Source organism: Desulfobacula phenolica, assembly GCF_900105645.1.
GTDB lineage: Bacteria > Desulfobacterota > Desulfobacteria > Desulfobacterales > Desulfobacteraceae > Desulfobacula > Desulfobacula toluolica.
The window spans coordinates 57450-79641 of record NZ_FNLL01000001.1; the positions used below are offsets into that span (position 1 = coordinate 57450).

General features: G+C 42.2%; 17 protein-coding genes. 9 read left to right on the top strand and 8 right to left on the bottom strand.

Features of this window, described 5'->3' with window-relative positions; translation table 11 throughout:
• Window positions 1–237: 237 nt before the first annotated feature.
• The 5 genes from BLT94_RS00235 (at window position 238) to gatB (ending at window position 6947) form a co-directional block, all read left to right on the top strand.
• Window positions 238–1404, top strand: coding sequence for a thiolase C-terminal domain-containing protein (locus BLT94_RS00235; protein ID WP_092229340.1), 1167 nt, complete (start codon window positions 238–240; stop codon window positions 1402–1404).
• Window positions 1405–1407: 3 nt separating this feature from the next.
• Complete coding sequence (locus tag BLT94_RS00240; protein WP_014956654.1) at window positions 1408–1839, top strand: Zn-ribbon domain-containing OB-fold protein; 432 nt, start codon at window positions 1408–1410, stop codon at window positions 1837–1839.
• A 149-nt stretch (window positions 1840–1988) separates the two neighbouring features.
• Window positions 1989–4109 (top strand): aspartate--tRNA ligase, encoded by a 2121-nt coding sequence (gene aspS / locus BLT94_RS00245; RefSeq protein ID WP_014956655.1) that lies wholly within the window; start codon window positions 1989–1991, stop codon window positions 4107–4109.
• A gap of 160 nt (window positions 4110–4269) precedes the next feature.
• A complete protein-coding gene (locus BLT94_RS00250) occupies window positions 4270–5517 on the top strand; it encodes an amidase family protein (RefSeq protein WP_092229342.1) in 1248 nt (415 codons plus the stop codon).
• A gap of 2 nt (window positions 5518–5519) precedes the next feature.
• Entirely contained in the window at window positions 5520–6947 is a 1428-nt protein-coding gene (gene gatB / locus BLT94_RS00255) for an Asp-tRNA(Asn)/Glu-tRNA(Gln) amidotransferase subunit GatB (RefSeq protein WP_092229343.1), read from the top strand.
• Window positions 6948–7116: 169 nt separating this feature from the next.
• Here the strand turns inward: gatB and BLT94_RS00260 are convergent, their stop codons facing one another.
• Genes BLT94_RS00260 through hisJ form a run of 4 tightly spaced genes read right to left on the bottom strand, consistent with a single transcriptional unit; the run spans window position 7117 to window position 9670 of the window.
• The gene (locus tag BLT94_RS00260; protein WP_245742884.1) at window positions 7117–7587 is read right to left on the bottom strand and encodes a ferritin family protein; all 471 of its coding nucleotides are present in this window, start codon (window positions 7585–7587) and stop codon (window positions 7117–7119) included.
• On the bottom strand, window positions 7571–8326 hold the full coding sequence (locus tag BLT94_RS00265) for an RNA methyltransferase (RefSeq protein WP_092229345.1): 756 nt from the start codon (window positions 8324–8326) through the stop codon (window positions 7571–7573). Before BLT94_RS00265 ends, BLT94_RS00260 begins: the two co-directional genes overlap by 17 nt.
• Before the next feature lie 30 nt (window positions 8327–8356).
• The gene (gene dtd / locus BLT94_RS00270; RefSeq protein WP_092229346.1) at window positions 8357–8803 is read right to left on the bottom strand and encodes a D-aminoacyl-tRNA deacylase; all 447 of its coding nucleotides are present in this window, start codon (window positions 8801–8803) and stop codon (window positions 8357–8359) included.
• Window positions 8804–8821: 18 nt separating this feature from the next.
• Window positions 8822–9670 (bottom strand): histidinol-phosphatase HisJ, encoded by an 849-nt coding sequence (gene hisJ / locus BLT94_RS00275; RefSeq protein WP_092229348.1) that lies wholly within the window; start codon window positions 9668–9670, stop codon window positions 8822–8824.
• Between the two features lie 430 nt (window positions 9671–10100).
• Here hisJ and BLT94_RS00280 point away from each other — a divergent pair, with 430 nt between their 5' ends.
• Window positions 10101–10544 carry a DMT family transporter gene (locus BLT94_RS00280; protein ID WP_092229351.1) on the top strand — a complete coding sequence of 148 codons (444 nt, stop codon included), beginning with the start codon at window positions 10101–10103 and terminating at the stop codon, window positions 10542–10544.
• 115 nt (window positions 10545–10659) lie between these two features.
• On the opposite strand, the gene BLT94_RS00285 is transcribed toward BLT94_RS00280, so the two are convergent.
• From BLT94_RS00285 to BLT94_RS00305, 4 genes are all read right to left on the bottom strand, one after another.
• Complete coding sequence (locus BLT94_RS00285) at window positions 10660–13005, bottom strand: hybrid sensor histidine kinase/response regulator (RefSeq protein WP_092229354.1); 2346 nt, start codon at window positions 13003–13005, stop codon at window positions 10660–10662.
• Between the two features lie 48 nt (window positions 13006–13053).
• Window positions 13054–13926: a phosphate/phosphite/phosphonate ABC transporter substrate-binding protein gene (locus BLT94_RS00290; RefSeq protein WP_092229356.1), complete on the bottom strand. Its 873-nt coding sequence runs from the start codon at window positions 13924–13926 to the stop codon at window positions 13054–13056.
• 495 nt (window positions 13927–14421) lie between these two features.
• Window positions 14422–14778 carry a hypothetical protein gene (locus BLT94_RS00295; RefSeq protein WP_092229358.1) on the bottom strand — a complete coding sequence of 119 codons (357 nt, stop codon included), beginning with the start codon at window positions 14776–14778 and terminating at the stop codon, window positions 14422–14424.
• 356 nt (window positions 14779–15134) lie between these two features.
• Window positions 15135–16424, bottom strand: a complete 1290-nt coding sequence (locus BLT94_RS00305) for a radical SAM protein (RefSeq protein ID WP_092229365.1) — start codon at window positions 16422–16424, stop codon at window positions 15135–15137.
• A 212-nt stretch (window positions 16425–16636) separates the two neighbouring features.
• On the opposite strand from BLT94_RS00305, the gene BLT94_RS00310 reads away from it, so the two are divergent.
• The 3 genes from BLT94_RS00310 to BLT94_RS00325 all read left to right on the top strand — a co-directional run bounded on the left by BLT94_RS00310 (window position 16637) and on the right by BLT94_RS00325 (window position 22186).
• On the top strand, window positions 16637–17731 hold the full coding sequence (locus tag BLT94_RS00310; protein WP_092229367.1) for a tRNA-queuosine alpha-mannosyltransferase domain-containing protein: 1095 nt from the start codon (window positions 16637–16639) through the stop codon (window positions 17729–17731).
• 259 nt (window positions 17732–17990) lie between these two features.
• Window positions 17991–19106 carry a (Fe-S)-binding protein gene (locus BLT94_RS00315; RefSeq protein WP_092229369.1) on the top strand — a complete coding sequence of 372 codons (1116 nt, stop codon included), beginning with the start codon at window positions 17991–17993 and terminating at the stop codon, window positions 19104–19106.
• 44 nt (window positions 19107–19150) lie between these two features.
• Entirely contained in the window at window positions 19151–22186 is a 3036-nt protein-coding gene (locus BLT94_RS00325) for a CoB--CoM heterodisulfide reductase iron-sulfur subunit A family protein (protein ID WP_175530218.1), read from the top strand.
• Window positions 22187–22192: the final 6 nt, after the last annotated feature.

Here is a 22192-nt window from a genome sequence, read left to right on the forward strand (position 1 = left end):
TTAATACGATCAGTTATTGAACTGAGCATATTAAATGAATATCAATCAATTTCCCTTTTAGCTTGACCCATAAGTTTCCATGCCATATACTCGTTTACCATTTAAGATTGCTTAATTTAATTGCAGCTATTTGCTTGTTAGCTTGCAACTGTTAGGTTGCAAGGCATTGATAACAAATCCGAATTTTGGATTCAGGTGAAGGCTGTAAAATTTCCAATACATTTTAGGAGGTTACGTATGGGTAAAGTAGGAGTTATTGGAGTAGGCCAAAGTTCCTTTGTTCGAGGCTACCCTGGTTCGATCAAAGAACTGGCTTTTGAAGGTTTCAGTGACGCTTTAAAGGATGCGAATATTAAAACAACAGATATAGCTGCTTCTGTTGTCTGTTCTTCTCCGGAATATGATAAACAACGTTCAGCTGCAGGCGTCATGGCAGAATATCTGGGTCTGACCCCTCAGCCCACATTTTATGTGGAAACTCTGTGTTCTTCAAGCAGCACGGGCGTAAAAGTTGCTTATTCTCTCATTGAATCCGGGCTTCATGATGTTGTTGCCGTTGTTGGTTTCCAGAAGATGTCGGAAATCACATCAGCCGAATCCCAGGAAAGAATGGGACGTGGAGCTGATATTCAGTGGGAAAGCCCGTTCGGGACAATGATGCCTGCTTATTATGCCATGTATGCTCAGGGACATATGGCAAAATATGGTACTACGCCTGATGATCTGGCACTTATCAGGGTCAAATCATCTACATATGGACAAATTAATGACCGGGCAGTATATCGCAAGCCCGTAACATTTGAAATGTTCAAAGATCCCAAAAGCCCCATGTCAAATCCAGTTGCAAGCCCTCTTCGGGTAGGAGATTGTTGTGCAAATGCTGACGGCAGCTCATGTATTATCCTGGCAAATGAGGAAAAAACAAAGCAGTTCGCTAAAAAACCTGTATGGATCAAGGGTATCGGCGCTGCATCAACTACGGTAAATCTTGCAGGAAGAGACGTTTTCTCAGGCCTTACAGCCGGTGAAATGGCAGGTGCCGAAGCATACAAAATGGCAGGTATCACACCTCAGCATATTGATGTTGCAGAAGTCCATGACTGTTTTACCATTGCAGAGATGATGGCCTATGAAAATCTTGGTTTTGCAAAACCTGGAGAGGGAAAAGACCTGATTAAGAGCAAGGAAACCTACAAAGAAGGAAGCATCCCTGTTAACGTAGACGGCGGACTGCTCTCAAAAGGACATCCCATCGGAGCCACCGGCGGATCACAAATAAGAACTATAGTTCTTCAGCTGAGAGGCGAAGCAGGCGAAATGCAGGTAAAAGATCCTGAATTCGGATTGGTCCATAACATTGGTGGCGTAGGCCTGTATGGTAATGTCACCATTTTCGGGAGGTAAGAAATGGGAAAAAGAGAAGTAGACGATAGATTTAAAAAATTTGGAACGGTTAGTTTTACCTCCATCACAAAGGTGAACGATTTTGTAACCAAACTTGAAGAAGGTAAAGTCAGCGGAACCTGCTGCAAAGGATGTGGAGAAAAGTATTTCCCTCCCAGAGCAGACTGTGCCAAGTGCCTTTCAAGAGAAATGGACTGGTTTGATGTTCAAGGAAAAGGCATTTTGCGTACTTACAGCAAACTGGAATTTGCACCCATTGGTTTTGAGGCTGATGTTCCCTATTCAATCGCCCTTTTGGACTATGGCGATTACAAGGTTTTCGGCAGATTAGACAGTTCCATCCCCGACGATGAAGTGAAAATCGGTATGGAAATGACTACGGTCACAAATGTACTGTCAAACGGTCAGCTTAATTATATCTTTAAAAAAGCATAAATTCTGATCTAAAATACTTAAGGGGCGGGGCGGATATTGATATCTGTTCCGCCTTTTTTTTTCTTTTCTCTTTACAAAAATTAAATTCTTTTCTATAGCAATCGGGAATATAGTGGCAGTTACTCCCATAGGAAAAGGAATCTTGCGTTATGCAGTACAATGACAGATCCAATTGCGGCCGACTGGGGTCGGCCGATATCGATAAAACCGTTCATCTTGCAGGCTGGGTTGATGCGCTTCGGGACCACGGGGAAGTACTTTTTGTCCATCTCCGGGACAAAAGCGGGATTGTGCAACTGGTTTTCAGCCCTGAATTTACCCCGGAAGAAATTTGCCGGCAATCCACATCCCTTAGAAGTGAATATTGCATTACTGTTTTTGGCAGAATCGTAAAACGGGCAGAGGGAACGGAAAATCCAAATATTGAGACCGGAGACATTGAAATCATCGTAACCGATATGACAATCCTTAGCCGGTCAGACAACCTTCCGTTTCCCATTTCTGAAAAAGCCATGATGGGCAGCACAAATGAAACCATAAGCCGCGAGCCGGTATCCGAAGATTTAAGACTTCAGTACCGCTATCTGGATCTTAGACGTCCTGGTATGCAGCAGTTTCTCATCAAACGGCACAAAATTAACGCCTGTGTTCGTGAGTTTCTGGACCAAAATGAGTTTATCGAGGTTGAAACACCGATCCTGACCCGGAGTACGCCGGAAGGCGCAAGGGATTATCTGGTTCCCAGCAGAGTTAATCCAAAGCATTTTTATGCCCTGCCGCAGTCCCCGCAGCTGTTCAAGCAGCTGCTCATGGTGGCTGGCTTTGAGCGATACTACCAGATCACACGGTGCTTCAGGGATGAAGACCTGCGATCCAACCGTCAGCCCGAGTTTACCCAGCTGGACCTTGAAGCATCTTTTATTGATGAAGAGTTTATTTTTAATCTTATAGAAGAATTGTTGTGCCGGATGTTTGAAATCGGTGGAACAAATCTTCCAAGGCCGTTTCCCCACATGACCTGGCAGGAAGCCATGGACAAAACCGGATCAGACCGGCCTGACCTGCGGTTTGAAATGTATTTTGTCGAGGCAACCGATATCTTTACACAGACACGCTACAGCATCTTCAAACAGATCCTTCAGCGGGGCGGGGTGATCAAGGGAATTAACGTCAAACAGGCCTCTGAAAGCCTGAGCAAAAATGTTCTCCAGAATGAATACGCAAAACAGATAGTTCCAGGCTTTGGTGCCAAAGGCATGACCTGGATGCGGGTGACTGGAGATCAGCTTGATTCCAATATTGTTCAGTTTTTCAGCAAAGAAGAACAACAAACCATAATCAAGCGATTTAATGCCTCGGATGGAGACGTGATTCTCATCATAGCAGATCCTTCTCTGGAACTTGTCAATTCGGCTCTTGGGCGTCTCAGGCTCCATGTTGCGGATCGCCTTGATATGATTCCCAAAGATAAATTCGTACCTGTCTGGGTTACGGATTTCCCATTGTTTGAGCCCACGGAAGAGGGAGTCACCTCCAGCCATCATCCGTTTACCGCACCGGATCGAATTGATTTTGATCCCGCTGACCAGGAAGACTTGCTATCTCTTTTATCCCGTTCCTATGATATTGTTGTCAATGGTGAGGAATTGGGCGGCGGCAGTATCCGTATCCATGATCCGGCTACCCAGCAGAAGGTTTTTGCAGCCCTGGGACTTTCACCGAGTGAGGCAGAAGAAAAATTCGGGTTTTTTCTCCGGGCCCTTGATTTTGGTCCACCGCCCCATGGCGGACTTGCCCTTGGCATGGACCGGGTGGTGGCAATGATTATGAAAACCCCATCCATACGGGAAGTAACGGCCTTTCCCAAGAACAGAAGCGCTTTTTGTCCCCTGACCCAGGCACCATCCCTGGTGGCCCATGAGCAGCTGGCTGAACTGGGCCTGCTGGATCTTGGAAAAGCAGAATCATTGCCGGGTTCCGATCAGGAGCAGGATACCATTGACTACCTTTCATGGGTTTCCAGGATCGGTTTTGAGGACAATGAACGTCCCATGATTGAAAGCGCGCTTGACGATGCAGTGAAAATGGCTCAAGCTGTCTTTGGCATTGCACAGGAATACGAGCCTGCCATCTCTGTTGTCCGGGGGCAAAATTGTTTCAGAAAGGGCAGTTCAGCAACTCGATCTTCATTCGTTGAAACCGGGGCGCTGTTAAAAAATGCACCTTCTGTAAAGGGAGATTATTTCAGGGTTGCAAGCATACTTGAGTAACTGCTGCTGGCAAACCAAGGTGAAACACCACGTCTGCCCTTGGCAGTTTATATGAAAGACCTTTTAACCTGCTGAAATTAAATGGCTTTCATTATTTGTTGTGGCAGAGTGATCTGTTATGGCCGTTATATAAAAATTGGGAAACACAAAAGGATTTTTAATGGAATCTAAGATCTTTACCTATATAAATACCTCAACCCTGCCGGCGGCGGATGGCCCTATGGCTGATACCCGCGTTGCGGTTGAGTCCAACATATCCGTAGAAAACTGGCCCACGGATGCTCAATCCATGGCCCTTGAAAATTATGTGGCCCTGGAAGACGCTACGCTTATAGCACGCTTGCGCGATGCAGGCGCATACCTCAAAGGTAGAACCGCCATGGGCGAGCTGGGTCTGGGCCTTGACAAGGATACAGGCGGTGATGCCGTAAAAAGCGGCCTTTGTGATGTCGTACTCAAGACCGATACCACCGGGGAAGCAAGAATAGCAGCGCTAAGATCAGGTTGCTTTGGATTTAAGCCGAGTTACGGCCTTATTTCCCGTTGCGGCCTTATCGGCCTTGTTCCTTCAATGGAAAGCTGCGGCATACTTTCAAATTCTCTTGAGACGATTTCAACAACAGCCCGCACCATGGCCGGAGTTGATGAGCGTGATCCGTCCATGGATGAAGCCGGCATTGATAAGGCCTTGTCCCAATTTCGTCAGCCTGAAGCATTTCAGGACAGTCCCATGACCATGGGTGTGATCTTAGACTGGAGTACGGCCATGGGTCAGGATATGGATCAGGGTGAAAACAAAGAGTTTGAACAGGCAGTTGAAAAACTGGACACGGCAGGAGTCAAGAGCAAGACAGTTGATATCAAGGATTTTTCTCTTGCCGGAACAGTTCACAACGTGATCGGAACAGTGGAAGCATCGTCCAGTGCCGGCAGGTTTGACAGTGTCAGGTACGGCCACAGAACAGGAACGTCGGTAAAAAACTGGAATGATATGTACATTCATTCCAGGGGCGAATCATTTGGCCCGCTGGTCAAAGCCTATCTTTTCCAGGGAGGATATTTTCAATATCAGAACTATTCAGCATTTCTGGATGCCTGCCGCATCCGGGCCAGGCTCATTGAATCCGTTGAAAAAGCCTTTGAAACCGTTGACATGATTGTTTTGCCCGTGTCGGGCAGATTTGGACAAACGCCTGAAAATCCAAACATTGTATCTGAGTTTTATGATGCTTTTTCATTGACCCTCCTTGCCAACCTGACCGGTAACCCGTCGATTTGCATCCCAGGGTCTGTCAATGGTGATGCCGGAGGTCGGCCGGCCCTTCAGCTGATCGGTAAACGGTTTGATGACGCAAAATTGCTTGCCCTTGCAGGACGCGTATCCGATATCCATACAGGAGGGATGTAATCATGAAATATGAAGCAGTAATAGGTCTTGAAATCCATATACAGCTGAATTCGGCCACCAAAATATTTTGCGACTGCGCCAATACGCCGGGTGATGATCCAAACACCAATGTCTGTCCTGTATGCCTCTGGCTGCCGGGAGCCCTGCCGGTTTTGAGCCGGGAAGTACTGGAAAAGGCGACCCTTGCCTGTCTTGCCCTTAATTGTGAGATTCAGAGCGAAAGTGCCTTTGATCAGAAAGTCTATTACTATCCTGATCTTCCCAAGGGTTTTCAGCTTTCCCAGGCACATAAGCCCCTTGCCAGAAAAGGCTGGGTGGAAATTCAGGACGAACAGGGTAATCCCAAAAAATTGCGGCTCCACCATGTTCATATGGAGGAAGATGTGGCAAAACTGGTTCATGAAACCGAAGGCCGTCTTCCCATAAGTCTGGTGGATTTCAACCGCGCAGGCACACCTCTTGTCGAAGTTGTCACTGAACCCGAGCTTAAAAGCCCTTATGATGCCATGGAATTTTTAAAGGCCATAAGAAACCAGGTGCGATATACGGGCTGTGCCGAGTGCAGCATGGAATCTGGAACCATGCGGTGTGATGCAAATATTTCCATTCGGCCGGAAGGCAGTGACCAGCTCAATACCAAGGTGGAAGTTAAAAACATGAATTCCATCCACCATGTGGGCGATGCCATTGCCTATGAGATCAAGCGTCAGATCGAGGCTGTCAACAACAATGAACCCATTATTCTGCACACCCGGCTGTGGGACCCTGAAAAACATGTTACCACGGCCATGCGGGCCAAGTTTGAAGGCCCATGCATTCCCGATCCTTCGGTTCCGATGATAGTCCTGACCGACTCCTGGCTTGAAAAGATAAAAGCCCTTCTTCCGGAAATGCCCGGCCACAAGGTAAAAAGGTTTGTCCAGGACTATGCATTAACCCGGGACGAAGCCGTACTCATGAGTTCCGAACGGGGAATTTCCGAGTTTTTTGAATCAGTTGTTACTCTTGGCGCACCTGCCCGCATGACCGCAGGTTGGATGGCAACCCAGCTGCTTCCTGCATTAAAGGCCCACGGACAGACCCTGGCAGATACCAGTGTCACGCCTGAAAGATTTGCAGGCCTGATCCAAATGCTTGAAAAAAATGAGATCAATTCAAACTCGGCCAAGTCTGTGCTGGAAAAACTTTTTGATACTGATGGAACACCTCAGCAGATTGTTGAGCAATTTGGTTTCAGACAGGTCTCTGATACAACTGAGCTTGCAAAAATAGTCGACAAGATTATTTTTGACAATGAGTCTGCAGTGAACAACTATAAGAACGGAAATAAAAAATCCATGGGATTCCTTGTGGGGCAAGCCATGAAAGTTTCCAAAGGCAAGGCCAATCCCAAGCTTGTCCAGGAGATGATCAAGGAACAGCTAAAGTAAAAAAATATAGGATATTTTAAGATTTACCGTTTTGAATATCAGGCGCTTCATTCTGTAGCGCCTGGTATTACAACAAATATTTATATGCAAGTCTTGAAAAATCCAAACCTTGACTTTCATGTTTTGTTGTGGGCAAACCAAGGTGAAATAACAGATCTGCCTGTGGAGGTTATTCCGGGGGCAAAGATGCCAGCATGGACTCTAATTGATCAACATGGCTTTTTTCTTCCAGGATAATTTTTTTTAACCCTTCCAATACGGTTTCATCCTCGATAAACATTTCAAGAAGCTCATAGAATAATATTGTATCATTTTCAAATTTGATAAAAGTCTCCAGAAGTTTGGAAAGTGTTTTTATCTTACTGAAATCAACATCATCAAGGGAGAGCGTGTTTTCTCCCATCATGTCCTGCAACACCTGTGGAACCATTTCTTTCAGCTCGGCTTCTTCCATTTCAAGAGAAAAGCTGTTTTTCAGGTCTGTAAACCATTTGCCGTGGGAGGCCTCTTCATTGGCCATCCATTTGAGCATGGATTTTAAATCCTTGTTTTTGACTTCTTTAATGGAGGTGTTGTAAACGGATTCTCCGTTTTTTTCCATTGTTATGGCTACTTCCAGAAGATCATCCATTGTGAACATTGCTATATTTCCTTCTTTGTTTTTCCGTCCAGTCAATGCGGCTCATCATTCCCCGGATGATTCTGACATCTCTGGAGGTGAGTCCTGCCGCACCAAAGAGCCGTCTGAACGTTCGTAAAAGGTGATCAGGGTTCTTTTTATCAAGAAAATCAATTTGTACAAGGCTTTCTTTCATATGGGCAAACATATGTTCAATTTCATCCCCGGCAGCAAGTTTTTTGGGCTGAGGATCAAAAAACTTTTTTCCTTTATCAGATTTTAAAGAAATTTCATACAACAGCACGGCAAGGGCATGGCTCAAATTCATGGACGGATAGGAATCATGGGTGGGGATGGTAATAAAAGACTGGCAAAGATCCAGGTCTTTTGTTTCAAGCCCTGTGTCCTCCGGACCCAGCACCAGTGCGCAACTTGTTTCATCATTTGTTTGCCCGAGTTTTTCTGCGGCCCCGGATGGGGTGAAAAAGTTTTTCCGGTACTTGCCGAATCTACGGGTGGTGCCAAAGGCAATCTGTATATCTGAAAGGGCGGATGAAAGATCATCAAAAATCGCGGCATTCTCAAGAATGGTAAATGCGCTTAAGGCCATTTTTTTTGCCAGAAGGGATTTGTAATGTTTTGTTGGATTTACCAGGCGAAGTTGGGTAAACCCGAAATTCATCATGGTCCGGCAGACAGAGCCGATATTAATCGGTCCCTGGGGTTCAACAAGAATAATGGAAATATTTTCAGGTTTCATTGTTATCTTTTTTTATTGGTTGGCTTTTTATTATTTTTCTTGTGTGTCCAAAAGAAGTGTGACTGGTCCCTGGTTGATCAAGGAGACATCCATCATTGCCTGGAAAACACCCGACTTTGTCGCAATGCCAAATTTTAGTGCCTGGCTGATAAAATATTCGTAAAGCTCAATTGCCTTTTCAGGAGGTGCGGCTTTTATGAACGAGGGCCTTCTGCCTTTGCGGCAATCTCCCAGCAGGGTAAACTGGGATACTACCAGAAGTTCTCCTTTTACATCTTTAAGAGAAATGTTCATTTTACCGTTATCATCTTCAAATATGCGCAGGTTGATGATTTTTTCCACAAGAAAATCCGCATCTTTTTGCGTGTCATCCTCCTGCACCCCCAGCAACACCAGAAGTCCGTTGCCAATATTGGAAATAATTGCATTATCAATTTTTACCTGGGCTTTTTTTACCCGCTGAACCACAGCTTTCATTTGGTTTCCTTTTAAAGTTTAAGTTACAAGCACAGGATCAGGCCATTTTGTATCAAATCCCATTTTTTTTAATCTATGGATTGCCATATCAACATGGAGACCGGCCTCATTGACACCATGGGAATCATCTCCCGGAACAAGTCGAATCCCCATTTTTTTTGCAGTTTTCAGGATTGATTCTGTGATATAGGGTTCTTTTTTCCCCTTTGCCAGGGGCCGCAGGTTAAAATCCAGGACAAGGTTCAAGGACTTGATAAGCTTTAAATTGCGTTTGATTTTTTTATCGACAGCCGGCATTAAAATCCGTTTTTTATAATCTTTGTCATAGATTCTGATCAGATCAAAATGTCCTACAACAAAGGGCTTAAGAGTTTTTATCATATCATATTGCAGGTCGAAATATTTTTCATACATGGCGTCATGAGAACCGCACATGGACACAATTTTTTCATAGTCTTCTTTGGAATAATCAAAACAGATATCATTAACATGATGGACAGAGCCGACAATATAATCGGGTTGAAATGTTAAGATCAATTCTTTGATATGATCGGCATAGCCCGTATATGTTTCCGTCTCCATCCCGACAAAGATGTTGATTTTTTGTTTGTATTTTTTTTTCAATGCCGTCAGATGATTAAAGTAAGCTTCAAACTGTTGATATAGATCAGCAGTTGTGAGATGGAGTGCTTTTTCATCCGGGTATAAAAATATATCGTTCAACGGCGGGATATGTTCTGTAATCCCGACAGTTGTAAACCCAAGTTCGATATAGCGCTGGATGATATCTTCAAGCAGATCCCTTGCATGGTTGCAATACTGTCCGCTGTGACCCCCGTGAAGAGAGATAAGGTTTGTTTTATTCATGAAAGGGAAATTAGCATCAAAAAAGGGGTAAAATCAAGTGTTTCAATAGCGTCTGAACTGGATTTTACCAATTTTTTCAATCTCCTGGAAAAAACCGGTACAAATGGGTTGTGAACGAACAGATATTTGAGTATGGAATAGACGTTCGTTTTATACTAATCAGGTTATATTAAAGGCCATGGCAGATCAGCCTGCCACAACAAAAAATGAAAGAGTTCTGGTTCCAACTGGTTATAAGTTCTTTCATATAACTGCCAAGGGCAGACCTGGTATTTCATCCTTGTTTGCCCACAATAAAACATAAAAGTCGCTGTTTGGATTTTTGAAGACTTTCATATGAAAATCAGGGGATGAACAAAACATGGCTTGAATAAATATTCCGGGCTGGGGTATGTTATGACAATATTTAAATCGGAGATAAAGATATTTCATGAAATTTTTTTTATTGTTTCTTGCCCTGGTTGCAGGAATGCTTGCCCCTTTACAGGCCGGGCTGAATGGTAAAATAGGACGTGCTGTTGGAGATCCTGTATATGCGGCATTGATATCATTTGCAGTTGGATCGGCAGCCCTTTTTTTTTATGCCGTGGTGATCCGGGTGGATTTTTACAGTATCCGGCAGGCTTTTGGCCTTCACTGGTCTGTATGGTCGGCAGGCTTTCTGGGGGCCTTTTATGTTACAGCGGTTATCATTTTGACACCAAGACTTGGAGCAACTCTTACCTTTGGTCTTGTGGTGGCAGGACAGATGATAATGGCGGTTTTTATGGATTATTACGGTCTTTTGGGCGTGCCCGTACAAGCTTTTTCCATTCAGCGCCTGGCAGGGATTGCTCTCATAACGGCAGGTGTTATCCTTATTAGAAAATTTTGAACCAATGAGAACCAATGGCTTGCTTGTGTTATTGTGCTTTTAGCAACGTCTTGATCATAAAGAATAATTTTAACAAAGTGCCAATATTGCAAGCCTGATCAACTATATGCAGCTGTTATTTCTCATCCAGCACGTCACGAATCAAGGCTGCCAGTTTTGTTATCAATACTGGTTTTTGAAGATATTTGCGGATACCCATTTCAATTGCCTCAGTTTTGGTAAAATTTTCACTATATCCTGTACACAGGATGATGGGTAAATTTTTTCTAATGTTTAACATCCTGGCTGAAAGCTCATCGCCTTCCATTTGAGGCATGGTCATGTCCGTGATGATCAAATCAAACCGGCCAGGGTCTTTTTTGAATTCTTGAAAGGCCTGTACCCCGTTTGGAAAAGAGGTTACATGATAACCTAATCCTTTTAAAAAATCCCGGGTTGATGTTCGAATATCCTCTTCATCATCAACAAGCATTATTTTTTCCGTTCCCTTGTTTAACGGCTTTTTTTTCTCATGCTCAAGTATACTATGTTCGGGTTTTGCTTCTGTTATGGGAAGATAAATATTGAAACTGGAACCTTTCCCGGGCGTGCTATAGGCTTTTACATACCCATCGTGTTTTTCAACGATTGCCTGAACTAAAGCCAATCCGAATCCCGTGCCTTTGCCAACATCTTTGGTCGTGAAATATAGATCAAATGCTTTTTCCAGGGTTTTTTTGTCCATGCCATGACCCGTATCTTTTACTTTTAGTTTAATAAATTCCCCGGACAACAGGTTTGAATCGGGCAGAGCATTTTGTTCGGACATTTCAATTTGAGTTAATTCCACAGTCAAAATACCGCCTTTTTCACGCATTGCATGATAGGCGTTGGTACAAAGATTCATTATGACTTGATGAATCTGGGAGGGGTCGGCAGTCACCATTGCTCTTGAGACAATGTTTTCTTTTATTTCAATGCTGGTGGGTATTGAGGATCTCAGTAATTTTATTGTTTCCTTTACCATAATATAAAGTTGCAGAGGTTGCTTTTTATATTCGGTTTGTCTGCTGAAGGCAAGTATTTGTTGAACCAGATCCGCCGCCCGTTGAGCGCCTTTAACGATTTGGCCGATATGACACTTTGCTTGTTCAGGATGTTCAATATGCTGTTCAGCCAAGTGAGAATATGAAAAAATTGCAGAAAGAATATTATTAAAATCATGGGCAATACCGCCTGCAAGCGTTCCCATTGCCTCCATTTTCCGGGATTGAAGCAGTTGTGCCTCAAGTTGTTTTCGTCTGGTCACATCGTGAAAAATCACAACACTGCCTTTGGGAACACCGTTTTGTCCCCGCCACACATCAAAGCTGATACTGACATCCAGGATTTCATGCTTTTTGTTGTATCTGTGAGTTTCAAATTCATTGTAACTTTTACCTCTTTTAATCAGGTCAATCATCTGAAGGGTTTTGGGCAGCGCATCTTCTGGGACATAATTTATTTTTTTCCCGTGTAATTCTTCTAAGGTCCATCCAAACGTCCTGGTAAAAGCCGGGTTGATATAAATTGTATTCCCTTTCATGTCATAGACGGCTATGGGGACCGGTGACGCTTCCATGAGCTTGCGGTAATTTTTTTTGTCAGCCGCCCGTTTTTGAATTTGTTTTTTAAGTTCAGCCGTTCTTTTTTCTACTCGAATTTCCAGTTCATACCGGGCTTCTTGAATCTTCTCCTCTGCCTGTTGCCGTTTGTACGACTCTGTCTTTAAATTGTCAGTCATTTTATTAAATGACTGTGTCAATATTCCTATTTCATCTGAAGAGGTGACATTGATTTTGTAATTTAAATTGCCCTGGGAAATTTCTTTGGTTCCCCTTACCAGGTTTTTTAAAGGGTCGGTCAGCAGCTTTGACAGGTAGATTCCCAACAAGACGGAAAAAAATATCATGCCGATACAAATCAAGAGAATATCTTTTATTCTTTCAGTTGCCTGGTTTTCTATGGTTTTTAATGAGATGTCTATCTTCAGCAAATATATCACTTTTCCCAATGCTGTAACAGGATTGACAAACTCCATCACCTTTTGGCCGTTATGGCTGGTCTTTCTATAATTTGTCTTTGTACTGTTGATGACATCCTGATAAAATTCATCAATTTTTATGATTCCGGATACATGCTGATCCGTGCTGATCCACACCCTTCCAGTGATATCCATGACGGTAACCAGAAGAATATCGCTGTCTTCAATAAGCTCGTTGGCATTATCCAGAAATGTTATGTAATCATTTTCAAAAATATAGGCTGTGCCCATCTGGGTGAATGTTTTTAAAATTGTTATGCCATGTTTCCGGGTTTCCATTTGCAGGGCGTTGATGGTGCGAAAATAGGAAGTAAATGTAAAAATGGCGATGATAACAGACACTATCACAAGAAAGGAAAAGACAATTTTCAGACGGATACTGGGCCTTAAAGATAACATGGTTGACCTTTTGTCACGATTAAGAGGTGAAAATTAAATTTAAAATAATTATGAATCCTGTTTGGATTTGAGCTTCATTCGTTTGGCAACGTCACGCACATTATTGTAATCACTGTCAAGGCCCCTCACAAATCCCTTGGTAGTTAATCCATTAAAGATTTTTTCTGCATCTTTGTGCTGAGTCATCTTTAACATTGCCTTTTGAATTTTGAAAAATTGTTTGTCCGGCATATCCTTTTGCGCCACCCATGGACCGCGATAGATGGCATCTGATTCCCATAGGATTTTTATCTCATTATAATTGATATTAATTTTATCGATTGCAGTATATGAAGTGGCACCTGCGTGTGAATGTCCGTTATAAACGGCAAGAAGGGAATTTACATGCCTTTTTAAATATTGAGTCTGTGAAAAATCCTCCAATTGAATGCCTGCTTTCATCAAGCCTGCCATGGGAAACAAAAAACCTGAAGTTGATTTAGGGTCGGTAAAGGCAAAGCTTTTCCCTTTAAGATCTTCAAGGGTATTGGAGCCTGAGTCTTTTCTTGTAATGATGATGCTGTGATAAAATTCAATTGAATTTTTACTCATGGTTCGGCAAATTAACCGGACCCCGAAATTGTCCTGGGCTTCCACATAAGCAAAGGGACCCAAATAACCAATATCTGCTTGTCTGGTTTTAAGTTTTTCAATCACATCACTATAGGTTTTGCTTCCTATCCACTGGAAATTGATCCTGGTTTCTTTTTCCAGCAATTGTATGAATACACCATATGCATGTTCATTGCCCAAATTGGATCGATGGGGAATAATTGCCAGTTTTAAAGTCTCTTCTTGAGACTGGGCATAACAGTTATGATGTAAAACAACAGAATGAAACAGAATATAAAAAATCAGTGATATCCAGTTAGATTTTTGCATGATCCTCTTTATTGTTTGACAACCCTTTTAAATTGTTTTTCTTTGAAAACAGCATTTAAACTCAATTTTTGCGCAAACTATATATCATGAGATAAAGTCAGTCAAATTTTATGAAATAGATTCAGGGTGAACGCATAGAAAACTGGCATGATTTTTGATTTCAATAAATTCAAGCAATTAAAATATATAGCTTTTTGAAAAGAGAATAAAAGCTGAAATAACGCTTTGTAATCCATTGAATTTATTATAACCGAAATTTTAATGCGTTTGCCCTGGTCTGAATATAAACACTGACTTGAAAAATGATAAATTTTAAAACAATAAATTTTAAAAAAAGGGTGGACAATTCAATGCGAATAAGTTGTTCACCCTTTTTGCTGCTTTGTAAACACCTGGACACAAGTTACTTCCTGTACATAGCAATGAATTTTGCTGTCGGAAAAAATTTTAGTCCAGGAGCTTAAAAAAAATGAAGTCTGTTTGATTATTGAATTTTTATTCAATCACTTCTGCGATATCAACAATAATCGTGTCCATTGTTTCACCTTCTAATAGCTCACCGCTGATGAGGACTTTTTGTCCAATCAGCTCTTCAAGATTTTCGCCTTGAAGCATATAAACATCTTCTCCGTCCGACAGTGTATACCCGTTCTCGGTTGTATTAACAAATCCTTTATACTCATGATTTATACCCATGTCGGTATTTTTATGACTAATTTCCAAAGTTGTTTTCTGGTCTGCTTCTTGATCCTGAGCAAAGGTTATGTTGCCGATTTCGATTAATCCAATGATCAGTAATGCTGTTAAAAATGCTTTCATGTTAGTTACTCTTTTTTTTGATTTTAATTCCATAAAATTTTTCTCCAATAAGCCAGGATGATTAATAAACCCGGGATATGGAAAAAAATTAACCTTTAATTGGAAAATTTATTTTTCATCTCCAATGGTTGGAATCCTATTAGAGCAAACCCCGTGCCAACTATGTAACTATTTGTAGTTTAAGCATTGTTCGATTTTACAGATAGTTTTAAGAATTTTGCAGTTACAAAAAAATTACACCTGGTTACAATTTTTGCACTTTTTGAAAATCATAGTGGTAAAAACAAAAGCTTGAAAAAGATTCGGATGAGCATTGAAACAGATTCGGATGACCAGGAAAAGCAGGAATTGACGCAAAAAAAATGGTTTTTCAACAAATATAATGTGTTTTACAGCCGCTGAATCAGATATAAAAATGTTGGAAAACGGCTCATGGATTTGAGTTTGTAAAAATCATAGAGTACCTGCCGGGAGGGACGGCCAAACGTTAAGGGGGACAGATAAACAGATCCTTTGGGTTTTGTACGGTTGACGCTTTCTCTGACCAGGGACATTAATGCTGTATAATGGGACTTTGGAAGGGTTTCATCCATGACAAAATTGCAACTGATTTCTATGTTGGCGGCTGTGTTGTTTATCAATTGTATCTTTTGAAATGCCAGGCCCACCTTTTCAGAAGTGATTGGTTTGCCTAATATATCCAGGGTTGACTGATCATATGATTCAAGACCGATATTGATAAAGGTTTGAAAGGGCAGGCAATTGAGATTGTCAAAAAAGGCCTGGTCTGCATTTAAAAAAGAGTCCACGCTTCCAAACATGAACAGGTAATTTTTTTTCATAACCGATGTCTGGAATTCAAATGCATCATAGGCATCCTGTGCGGTTTTGAGAATAAGATCACAAGGAGAGTTTAATGCATCATGTTCTCCTAAAAACAGGGCATTGAAATTGATGAGATCTTTATCATACAATTGCCTGAGTTGTTTGATCTGGGTGTCAATATCCTGTTTGGATCGAACAGCGAATTTTTTTTTGTTTTTTATTTTGCAAAACCGGCATTTATACAGACACCCGTCGGAAATGGTCAAAGGAATAATATTATAGTCAACATGCCGGGCATCGGGCGGCATTACCGTCACCCGTGAACCTGATATGTCAAACAATTGCTGCGCTTTTTTCTGCAAGCCTTCCGGGGTTTGCTGCTGTATGGCGTCAATCCATCGGGAAAACCGGTCCGGCATATGCGTTTCAGGTAATTGGCAAATTATTTGATGCCAGTTCTTGACGATTTCATCAATTGCCTTTTCGTTAAACGGTTTTCCGCCGAGCAGGGAATTGGTCTGATACATCAGGTTGGGCAGATAGTATTCGCCCAGAGCTTCATAAACCCCTGAATAACCGCCGCTCGAATAATACACCCAGTCATTTCCCATGGTTCGCTTGAGCCATTCCGAAGGATGAATCCAGGTTCTCTTTTTTGATTTTGCATGTCTGATCTCATGGTTGAGATTGAATTCAAAAATATAATCTTGGGTTTCAAGCCGTGAAAAAATACCGTATTTTAAAGGGTAACTGACCTTTGTATATTCATTGTTTGCCTGACAATTCAACTCAATTGAAAAATCACCGGCTTTAAAGATTTGACGTTCATCATCTTTTGTTTTCAATCGTTCCATGATTTCCACGCAGGATTTTCTGAGGTTTGCATATTTTTAATACCGACTTGTTTACAACTCAAATTCAAACTTGGCAATGATTTTTTTAAAATGGTGTCTGAGGGCATCTATATTAAAAACAGCAGATGATGACGGGTCTTGACCTGGTTGTTTAAATTCACTATCCCTTTTAAATTTAATCTTTTTAAATTTAACCATGGGGATGCGATAGTATGAAAATTCTTTTTCTTGAACCTTTTTTCGGCGGCTCTCATAAAGATTTTGCATTGGGGTTTCAAGCTTACTCTTGTCATGAAGTTGACCTTGTAACACTCCCGGCAAGATTTTGGAAGTGGCGTATGAGAGGAGCTTCTCTTTATTTTGTTGATCAAGTCAAAGATTTTTCCTGCTATGACGCAATCATCACAACGGATATGATGGATTTGACGGATTTTATGGCTCTTGCAGGCAATAATATTCCACCTGTATTGATGTATTTTCATGAAAATCAATTGTCCTATCCATTGGCACCCACTCAAAAACGAGATTTTCATCTGGGCTTTACCAATATTATTTCTGCCTTTGCTGCGGATCAGGTTTTGTTTAATTCTGAATTTCATTTTAATGAGTTTATCGGTGCGGCAAGCAGGTTGATCAAACAGATGCCGGATTTGCGGCCCAAATGGATTATTGAGCAAATCAGAAAAAAAACCCGTGTGGTTTATCCGGGTTGCCGGTTTGAAAGCGGTGTGATTGATCTTCAAAACAGGGATGTTAAAAAGCCTTTAATCGTCTGGAATCACAGATGGGAATATGACAAGAATCCTGAATATTTTTTTGATGTTCTGAGTCGGTTAAAAGAGAAAAATATTTCTTTTTCCCTGGCCCTTTTGGGAGAAAAACTTGATAGATTTCCAAAGGTTTTTGACCGTGCCTTGGAAAAATTTAAAGATGAACTGCTGGTTTACGGATATGTTGAATCAAAACAAGAGTATCTGTCCTGGTTAAAAAAAGGTGCGATTGTCGTAAGTTGTGCAAACCAGGAGAATTTTGGTATTGCCGTTGTGGAGGCTGTAAGATATGGTTGTATCCCTTTGCTTCCTGACAGGTTGTCTTATCCTGAAATTATGCCGAAGGATCTTCATTCCCATGTTTTATACCAGACAAAAAAAGATCTTATGGTAAAGCTTGAACACCTGCTGTTGAATTATAATACTTGTTTGTCGCTGCAGAAAAGATTGTCCGGAGAACTGGAACAGTTTTCATGGGAAATCATAGTAAAACAGTATGATAGGATTTTGGGCAACTTAAAATATACCCTTGACTAAAAGATATTTTACCATTACATTATAGCTTTTTTCTAGCTTTAAAGGCTGAATCTTTTGATTTTAAAAGGCTCGTTTATTGATTTTCAAAATTAAGAGTGGGAAAATTTAAGACTGGAAAAATTAAAAAAGGTTTATACCAGAAAACGATTCTTTTTGGAAGATATTTTTTTGAGAAAGGATCAATACTTTGGGGTTGGTTTTTTAAATAAATCAAAATTTTGATTTATATTTATATTAAATATTTTTGGATATTAATAATATGCAGCTTTCAAAACAACAAATTGATTACTGTATGGAGTGCGGGGTTTGTACAGGCAGTTGCCCTGTTGCCATGGAGCTTGATGGATTTTCACCGCGTCAGATGATTAAACGGACATTGGGTGAGCCTGAAGGGGATATCCTACAAAGCAAGGATATCTGGGCATGTCTGTCCTGCTCAAGATGTTCGGACCGGTGTCCGGTCGAAATCGACTTTCCCGCATTTATCCGTACATACCGTAACAAAGCAAGACAAGAAGATAATTTGCCTAAATTGAGTCACCACGGCATGTTTCATACCATTACCAGTATACAGGCCACGGGTGTGCAACAAGACAGAATAGGGTGGGCAAAAGAGGCTGGAAAGATTGCGGAAAAAGGGGATTATTTTTATTTTACCGGCTGTGTTGCTTTCTATGATATTGCTTTTCAATATTTAGATCTTCATATGATTGAATCCGCTAAAAACAATCTGATGCTCTTAAATAAAATGGGTATTGAACCTGTGATCAGCAATGATGAGTGCTGTTGCGGACATGATGCATTTTGGAGCGGTGATGACGACACCTTTTTAACCCTTGCAAAAAAGAACATTGAAACCATTGCGGCAACAGGGGCTAAAACAGTTATATTCGGCTGTCCTGAAGGATATTCCATGTTCAGGGAAGCTTATACACAACAGCTTGGTCCGTTACCTTTTGAGATTATTCATATCACGGAATTTCTGGCAAAAGAGCTGCCCAATTCAGATGTTTGCTTTAAGAACGGGAGTGCTGCAACTGTTACTTTCCAGGACCCCTGCCGGCTGGGAAGGCGCTCCGGAATCTATGATGCGCCAAGAGACCTGATTTCTCTTGTTCCCGGATCTGAGCTTGCGGAAATGGAACATAACCGTGAGAATGCCGTGTGCTGTGGAACTACCGCCTGGATGGAGTGTTCAACCTGTTCAAAGGTCATGCAGATGCAACGGCTCAAAGAGGCTGAAGCGGTTGGTGCCCAGGTTATGATTACGGCATGTCCTAAATGCCAGATTCATTTGACGTGTGCAAAGAAAAATACAGACCACAATATTGATATTATAGACCTTGTATCCTATCTTGTTGCAAATATTGAGTAAAGATAAAAAAATCAAGGGTTTTATAAGAAAACTGGAGTTAATCAATGGGAAAAAATAATCAAATTCACGGTTCGGTCATGGTAGTGGGTTCCGGTATCGCAGGAATGCAGGCTGCCCTTGACCTGGCGGATTCAGGGTATTTTGTTCACCTGGTTGAAAAAGCCCCTTCCATCGGCGGGGTCATGGCCCAGCTGGACAAGACATTTCCTACCAATGACTGTGCCATGTGAGTCATCTCACCTAAACTGGTCGAGGTCGGCCGGCACTTAAACATTCAGCTTCACACCCTTTCCACGGTTCAAGACATTCAAGGAGAGGCGGGTGATTTTACCGTGTCCATTAAAAAGGCTCCCAGGTATGTGGATATGGACAAATGCATAGCCTGTGGAGAATGTACAAAAAAATGCCCTGGAAAAACTCCGGATGAGTTTAATGAAGGGCTGGATAAGAGAAAGGCCATTTATGTGCCTTATCCCCAGGCAGTACCGTTAAAGTATGTCATTGATCCGTCAAAATGCTTGAAAATTCTCAAGGATAAATGCGGTACTTGTGCAAAAGTATGTCCTGCCGGTGCTATCAACTATGATGACAAGGAAGAGAACCTTACGCTGAGCGTGGGATCAGTTATTATGGCTGCCGGGTTCAAGCCTTTTGATCCTTCAGGGCTTGATAATTATCAATATTCAAAATTTCCCAATGTGGTTACCAGTATTGAGTTTGAAAGAATTTTGTCTGCTGGCGGGCCAACGCATGGCCACATTGAATGTTATCCTGACAAGACAGAGCCTAAAAAGATTGCCTGGCTGCAATGTGTGGGGTCAAGAGATCAGAACAAATGCGATAATAAATATTGTTCTTCTGTCTGCTGCATGTATGCGGTTAAAGAGGCCATGATGGCCAAGGATCACATTCACGGCGAGTTTGAGGCATCCATCTTTTTGATGGATATGAGAACCTATGGAAAAGATTTTGAAAAATATTATGAACGGGCAAAAGATGACGGGGTAAGGTTTGTCCGGTCAAGAATTCATACCATTACAGAAGATAAAAATAACGGTCTGGTATGTACATATGTAAACGAAGACGGAAAAAATATTGAAGAAACCTTTGACATGATGGTTTTGTCCGTGGGTATGGAAACACCACACGATCTTGTTCAAACCGTTAAAGATATGGGCATTGAACTCAATGCCAATAATTTTGTCGTCACATCGGGTTTCTCACCGGTTGAAACCTCCCGTAAAGGGTTTTATGTGTGCGGCGCTCTTCAGGAACCCAAAGATATTCCCCTGGCTGTAATGGAAGCCAGTGCCGCAGCCTGTGATGCAGGAACCAGTTTGTCCCCGTCAAGGGGAAGCCTGACCCGGACCAAGGAATATCCGGCAGAGGTTGATGTTGTAAGCGAAGATCCGAGAGTGGGTGTGTTTGTCTGCAATTGCGGAACAAATATCGGCGGGATCGTGGATGTGCCGGCTGTTGCCGAATATGCAAGGACCCTTCCCAATGTTGCCTTTGTTGAAGAGAACATGTTCACCTGTTCCCAGGATACTCAGGACAAGATGAAAAAGGTGATTGAAGAAAATCATTTGAACCGGATCGTGGTTGCCGCGTGTACTCCAAGAACTCATGAAGCGCTTTTCCAGGAAACTTTAAGGGATTCGGGCCTGAATAAATATCTGGTTGAAATGGCCAATATCCGAAATCAGTGTTCCTGGGTTCATTCAAAAGAGCCTGAGCTTGCCACGGCCAAATCAAAAGATCTTGTACGGATTGCAGTTGCAAAAGCAACGCTGATGCGACCCTTGCCCCAGCCGTCTGTTGGTGTCGTGCAAAAGGGATTGGTCATTGGTGGCGGTGTTGCAGGTATTACAGCAGCGCTTGGACTTGCCAGACAGGGTTTTTTCACCACTTTGGTTGAAAAAAATGATGTGCTGGGCGGTAATGCCCTCAGCCTGAATCATACCTGGAATGGTGAATCCATTACTCAAAATGTGAGAGCCCTGATTAGTGAAGTTCAGGAACATCCCATGATTGATGTGTTTACCGGGACCAGTGTGTCGACAACTTCCGGTTTTATCGGTAATTTTTCGACCACTATTGCCACGGGTGAACAAGAACAGGTTATTGAGCATGGTGCGATTATTGTCGCCACCGGTGCAAAGGAAAGAAAACCCACAGAATACCTGTATGGTGAAGATGACAGGGTTTTGACCCACCTTGAGCTTGACAGGAAAATAGCAACGGATGATGCTTTTGTTAAGAACACGGATACGGCAGTTTTTATTCAATGTGTCGGATCAAGGGAGCCTGAACGGCCTTATTGTTCAAAGGTATGCTGTACGCATTCGGTAAAGTCCGCACTTGCATTCAAAGAGCTGAACCCGGATATGGAAGTGTATATCATTTACAGGGATATCAGAACTTACGGGCAAAGAGAAGAACTCTACAAGGAAGCCAGGGATAAAGGCGTGATCTTTATCCGGTATTCCCATGACAAAAAACCCGTGGTTAAAACACAGGATAATGAGGTTTTAGTACGGGTGAAAGATCATGTGCTTGACCTTGACCTGGAGATCAGTACCGATCTTGTGGTACTGGCATCCGCAATTGTTCCGGAAGATAATTCAGCGTTGGCCCAGATGTTCAAGCTGTCGTTAAATGATGACAACTTTTTTATGGAAGCTCATGCAAAGCTTCGTCCGGTGGATTTTGCCACGGATGGTATTTTCCTGGCAGGTATGGCCCATTATCCAAAACCGATTGAAGAGAGTATTTCCCAGGCAAAAGCTGCTGTTTCAAGGGCAACGGTTGTTCTGTCCAAAGAAACCGTTACGGTTGACGGTGTGGTATCCCAGGTGAATGAAGCTTTGTGCCGGGGCTGTTGTGCCTGCGAAGAAGCGTGTGCTTTCGGGGCCATTACGGTTAACGAGCAGGAAAACGGGGTGAAAATCGCCACGGTTCAGCAAGCTCTTTGCAAAGGATGTGGCGGATGTGCGGCAGCTTGCCCAACTGGTGCTGCAAGTGTTTTCCATTATGATAATGAAGTGCTGGCCATGGTTGAGACAGCACTTGAACAATAGAAAGGA

Bases quoted from the DNA above. Each gene is read 5' to 3' on its own strand.
- BLT94_RS00260 (WP_245742884.1), bottom strand. From the start codon at position 7,587: ATGTTCACAATGGATGATCTTCTGGAAGTAGCCATAACAATGGAAAAA.
- aspS (WP_014956655.1), top strand. From the start codon at position 1,989: ATGCAGTACAATGACAGATCCAATTGCGGCCGACTGGGGTCGGCCGAT.
- BLT94_RS00295 (WP_092229358.1), bottom strand. From the start codon at position 14,778: ATGGAATTAAAATCAAAAAAAAGAGTAACTAACATGAAAGCATTTTTA.
- hisJ (WP_092229348.1), bottom strand. From the start codon at position 9,670: ATGAATAAAACAAACCTTATCTCTCTTCACGGGGGTCACAGCGGACAG.
- BLT94_RS00250 (WP_092229342.1), top strand. From the start codon at position 4,270: ATGGAATCTAAGATCTTTACCTATATAAATACCTCAACCCTGCCGGCG.
- BLT94_RS00290 (WP_092229356.1), bottom strand. From the start codon at position 13,926: ATGCAAAAATCTAACTGGATATCACTGATTTTTTATATTCTGTTTCAT.
- BLT94_RS00305 (WP_092229365.1), bottom strand. From the start codon at position 16,424: ATGGAACGATTGAAAACAAAAGATGATGAACGTCAAATCTTTAAAGCC.
- BLT94_RS00240 (WP_014956654.1), top strand. From the start codon at position 1,408: ATGGGAAAAAGAGAAGTAGACGATAGATTTAAAAAATTTGGAACGGTT.
- BLT94_RS00235 (WP_092229340.1), top strand. From the start codon at position 238: ATGGGTAAAGTAGGAGTTATTGGAGTAGGCCAAAGTTCCTTTGTTCGA.
- BLT94_RS00315 (WP_092229369.1), top strand. From the start codon at position 17,991: ATGCAGCTTTCAAAACAACAAATTGATTACTGTATGGAGTGCGGGGTT.
- BLT94_RS00265 (WP_092229345.1), bottom strand. From the start codon at position 8,326: ATGAAACCTGAAAATATTTCCATTATTCTTGTTGAACCCCAGGGACCG.
- BLT94_RS00310 (WP_092229367.1), top strand. From the start codon at position 16,637: ATGAAAATTCTTTTTCTTGAACCTTTTTTCGGCGGCTCTCATAAAGAT.
- dtd (WP_092229346.1), bottom strand. From the start codon at position 8,803: ATGAAAGCTGTGGTTCAGCGGGTAAAAAAAGCCCAGGTAAAAATTGAT.
- BLT94_RS00280 (WP_092229351.1), top strand. From the start codon at position 10,101: ATGAAATTTTTTTTATTGTTTCTTGCCCTGGTTGCAGGAATGCTTGCC.
- gatB (WP_092229343.1), top strand. From the start codon at position 5,520: ATGAAATATGAAGCAGTAATAGGTCTTGAAATCCATATACAGCTGAAT.
- BLT94_RS00285 (WP_092229354.1), bottom strand. From the start codon at position 13,005: ATGTTATCTTTAAGGCCCAGTATCCGTCTGAAAATTGTCTTTTCCTTT.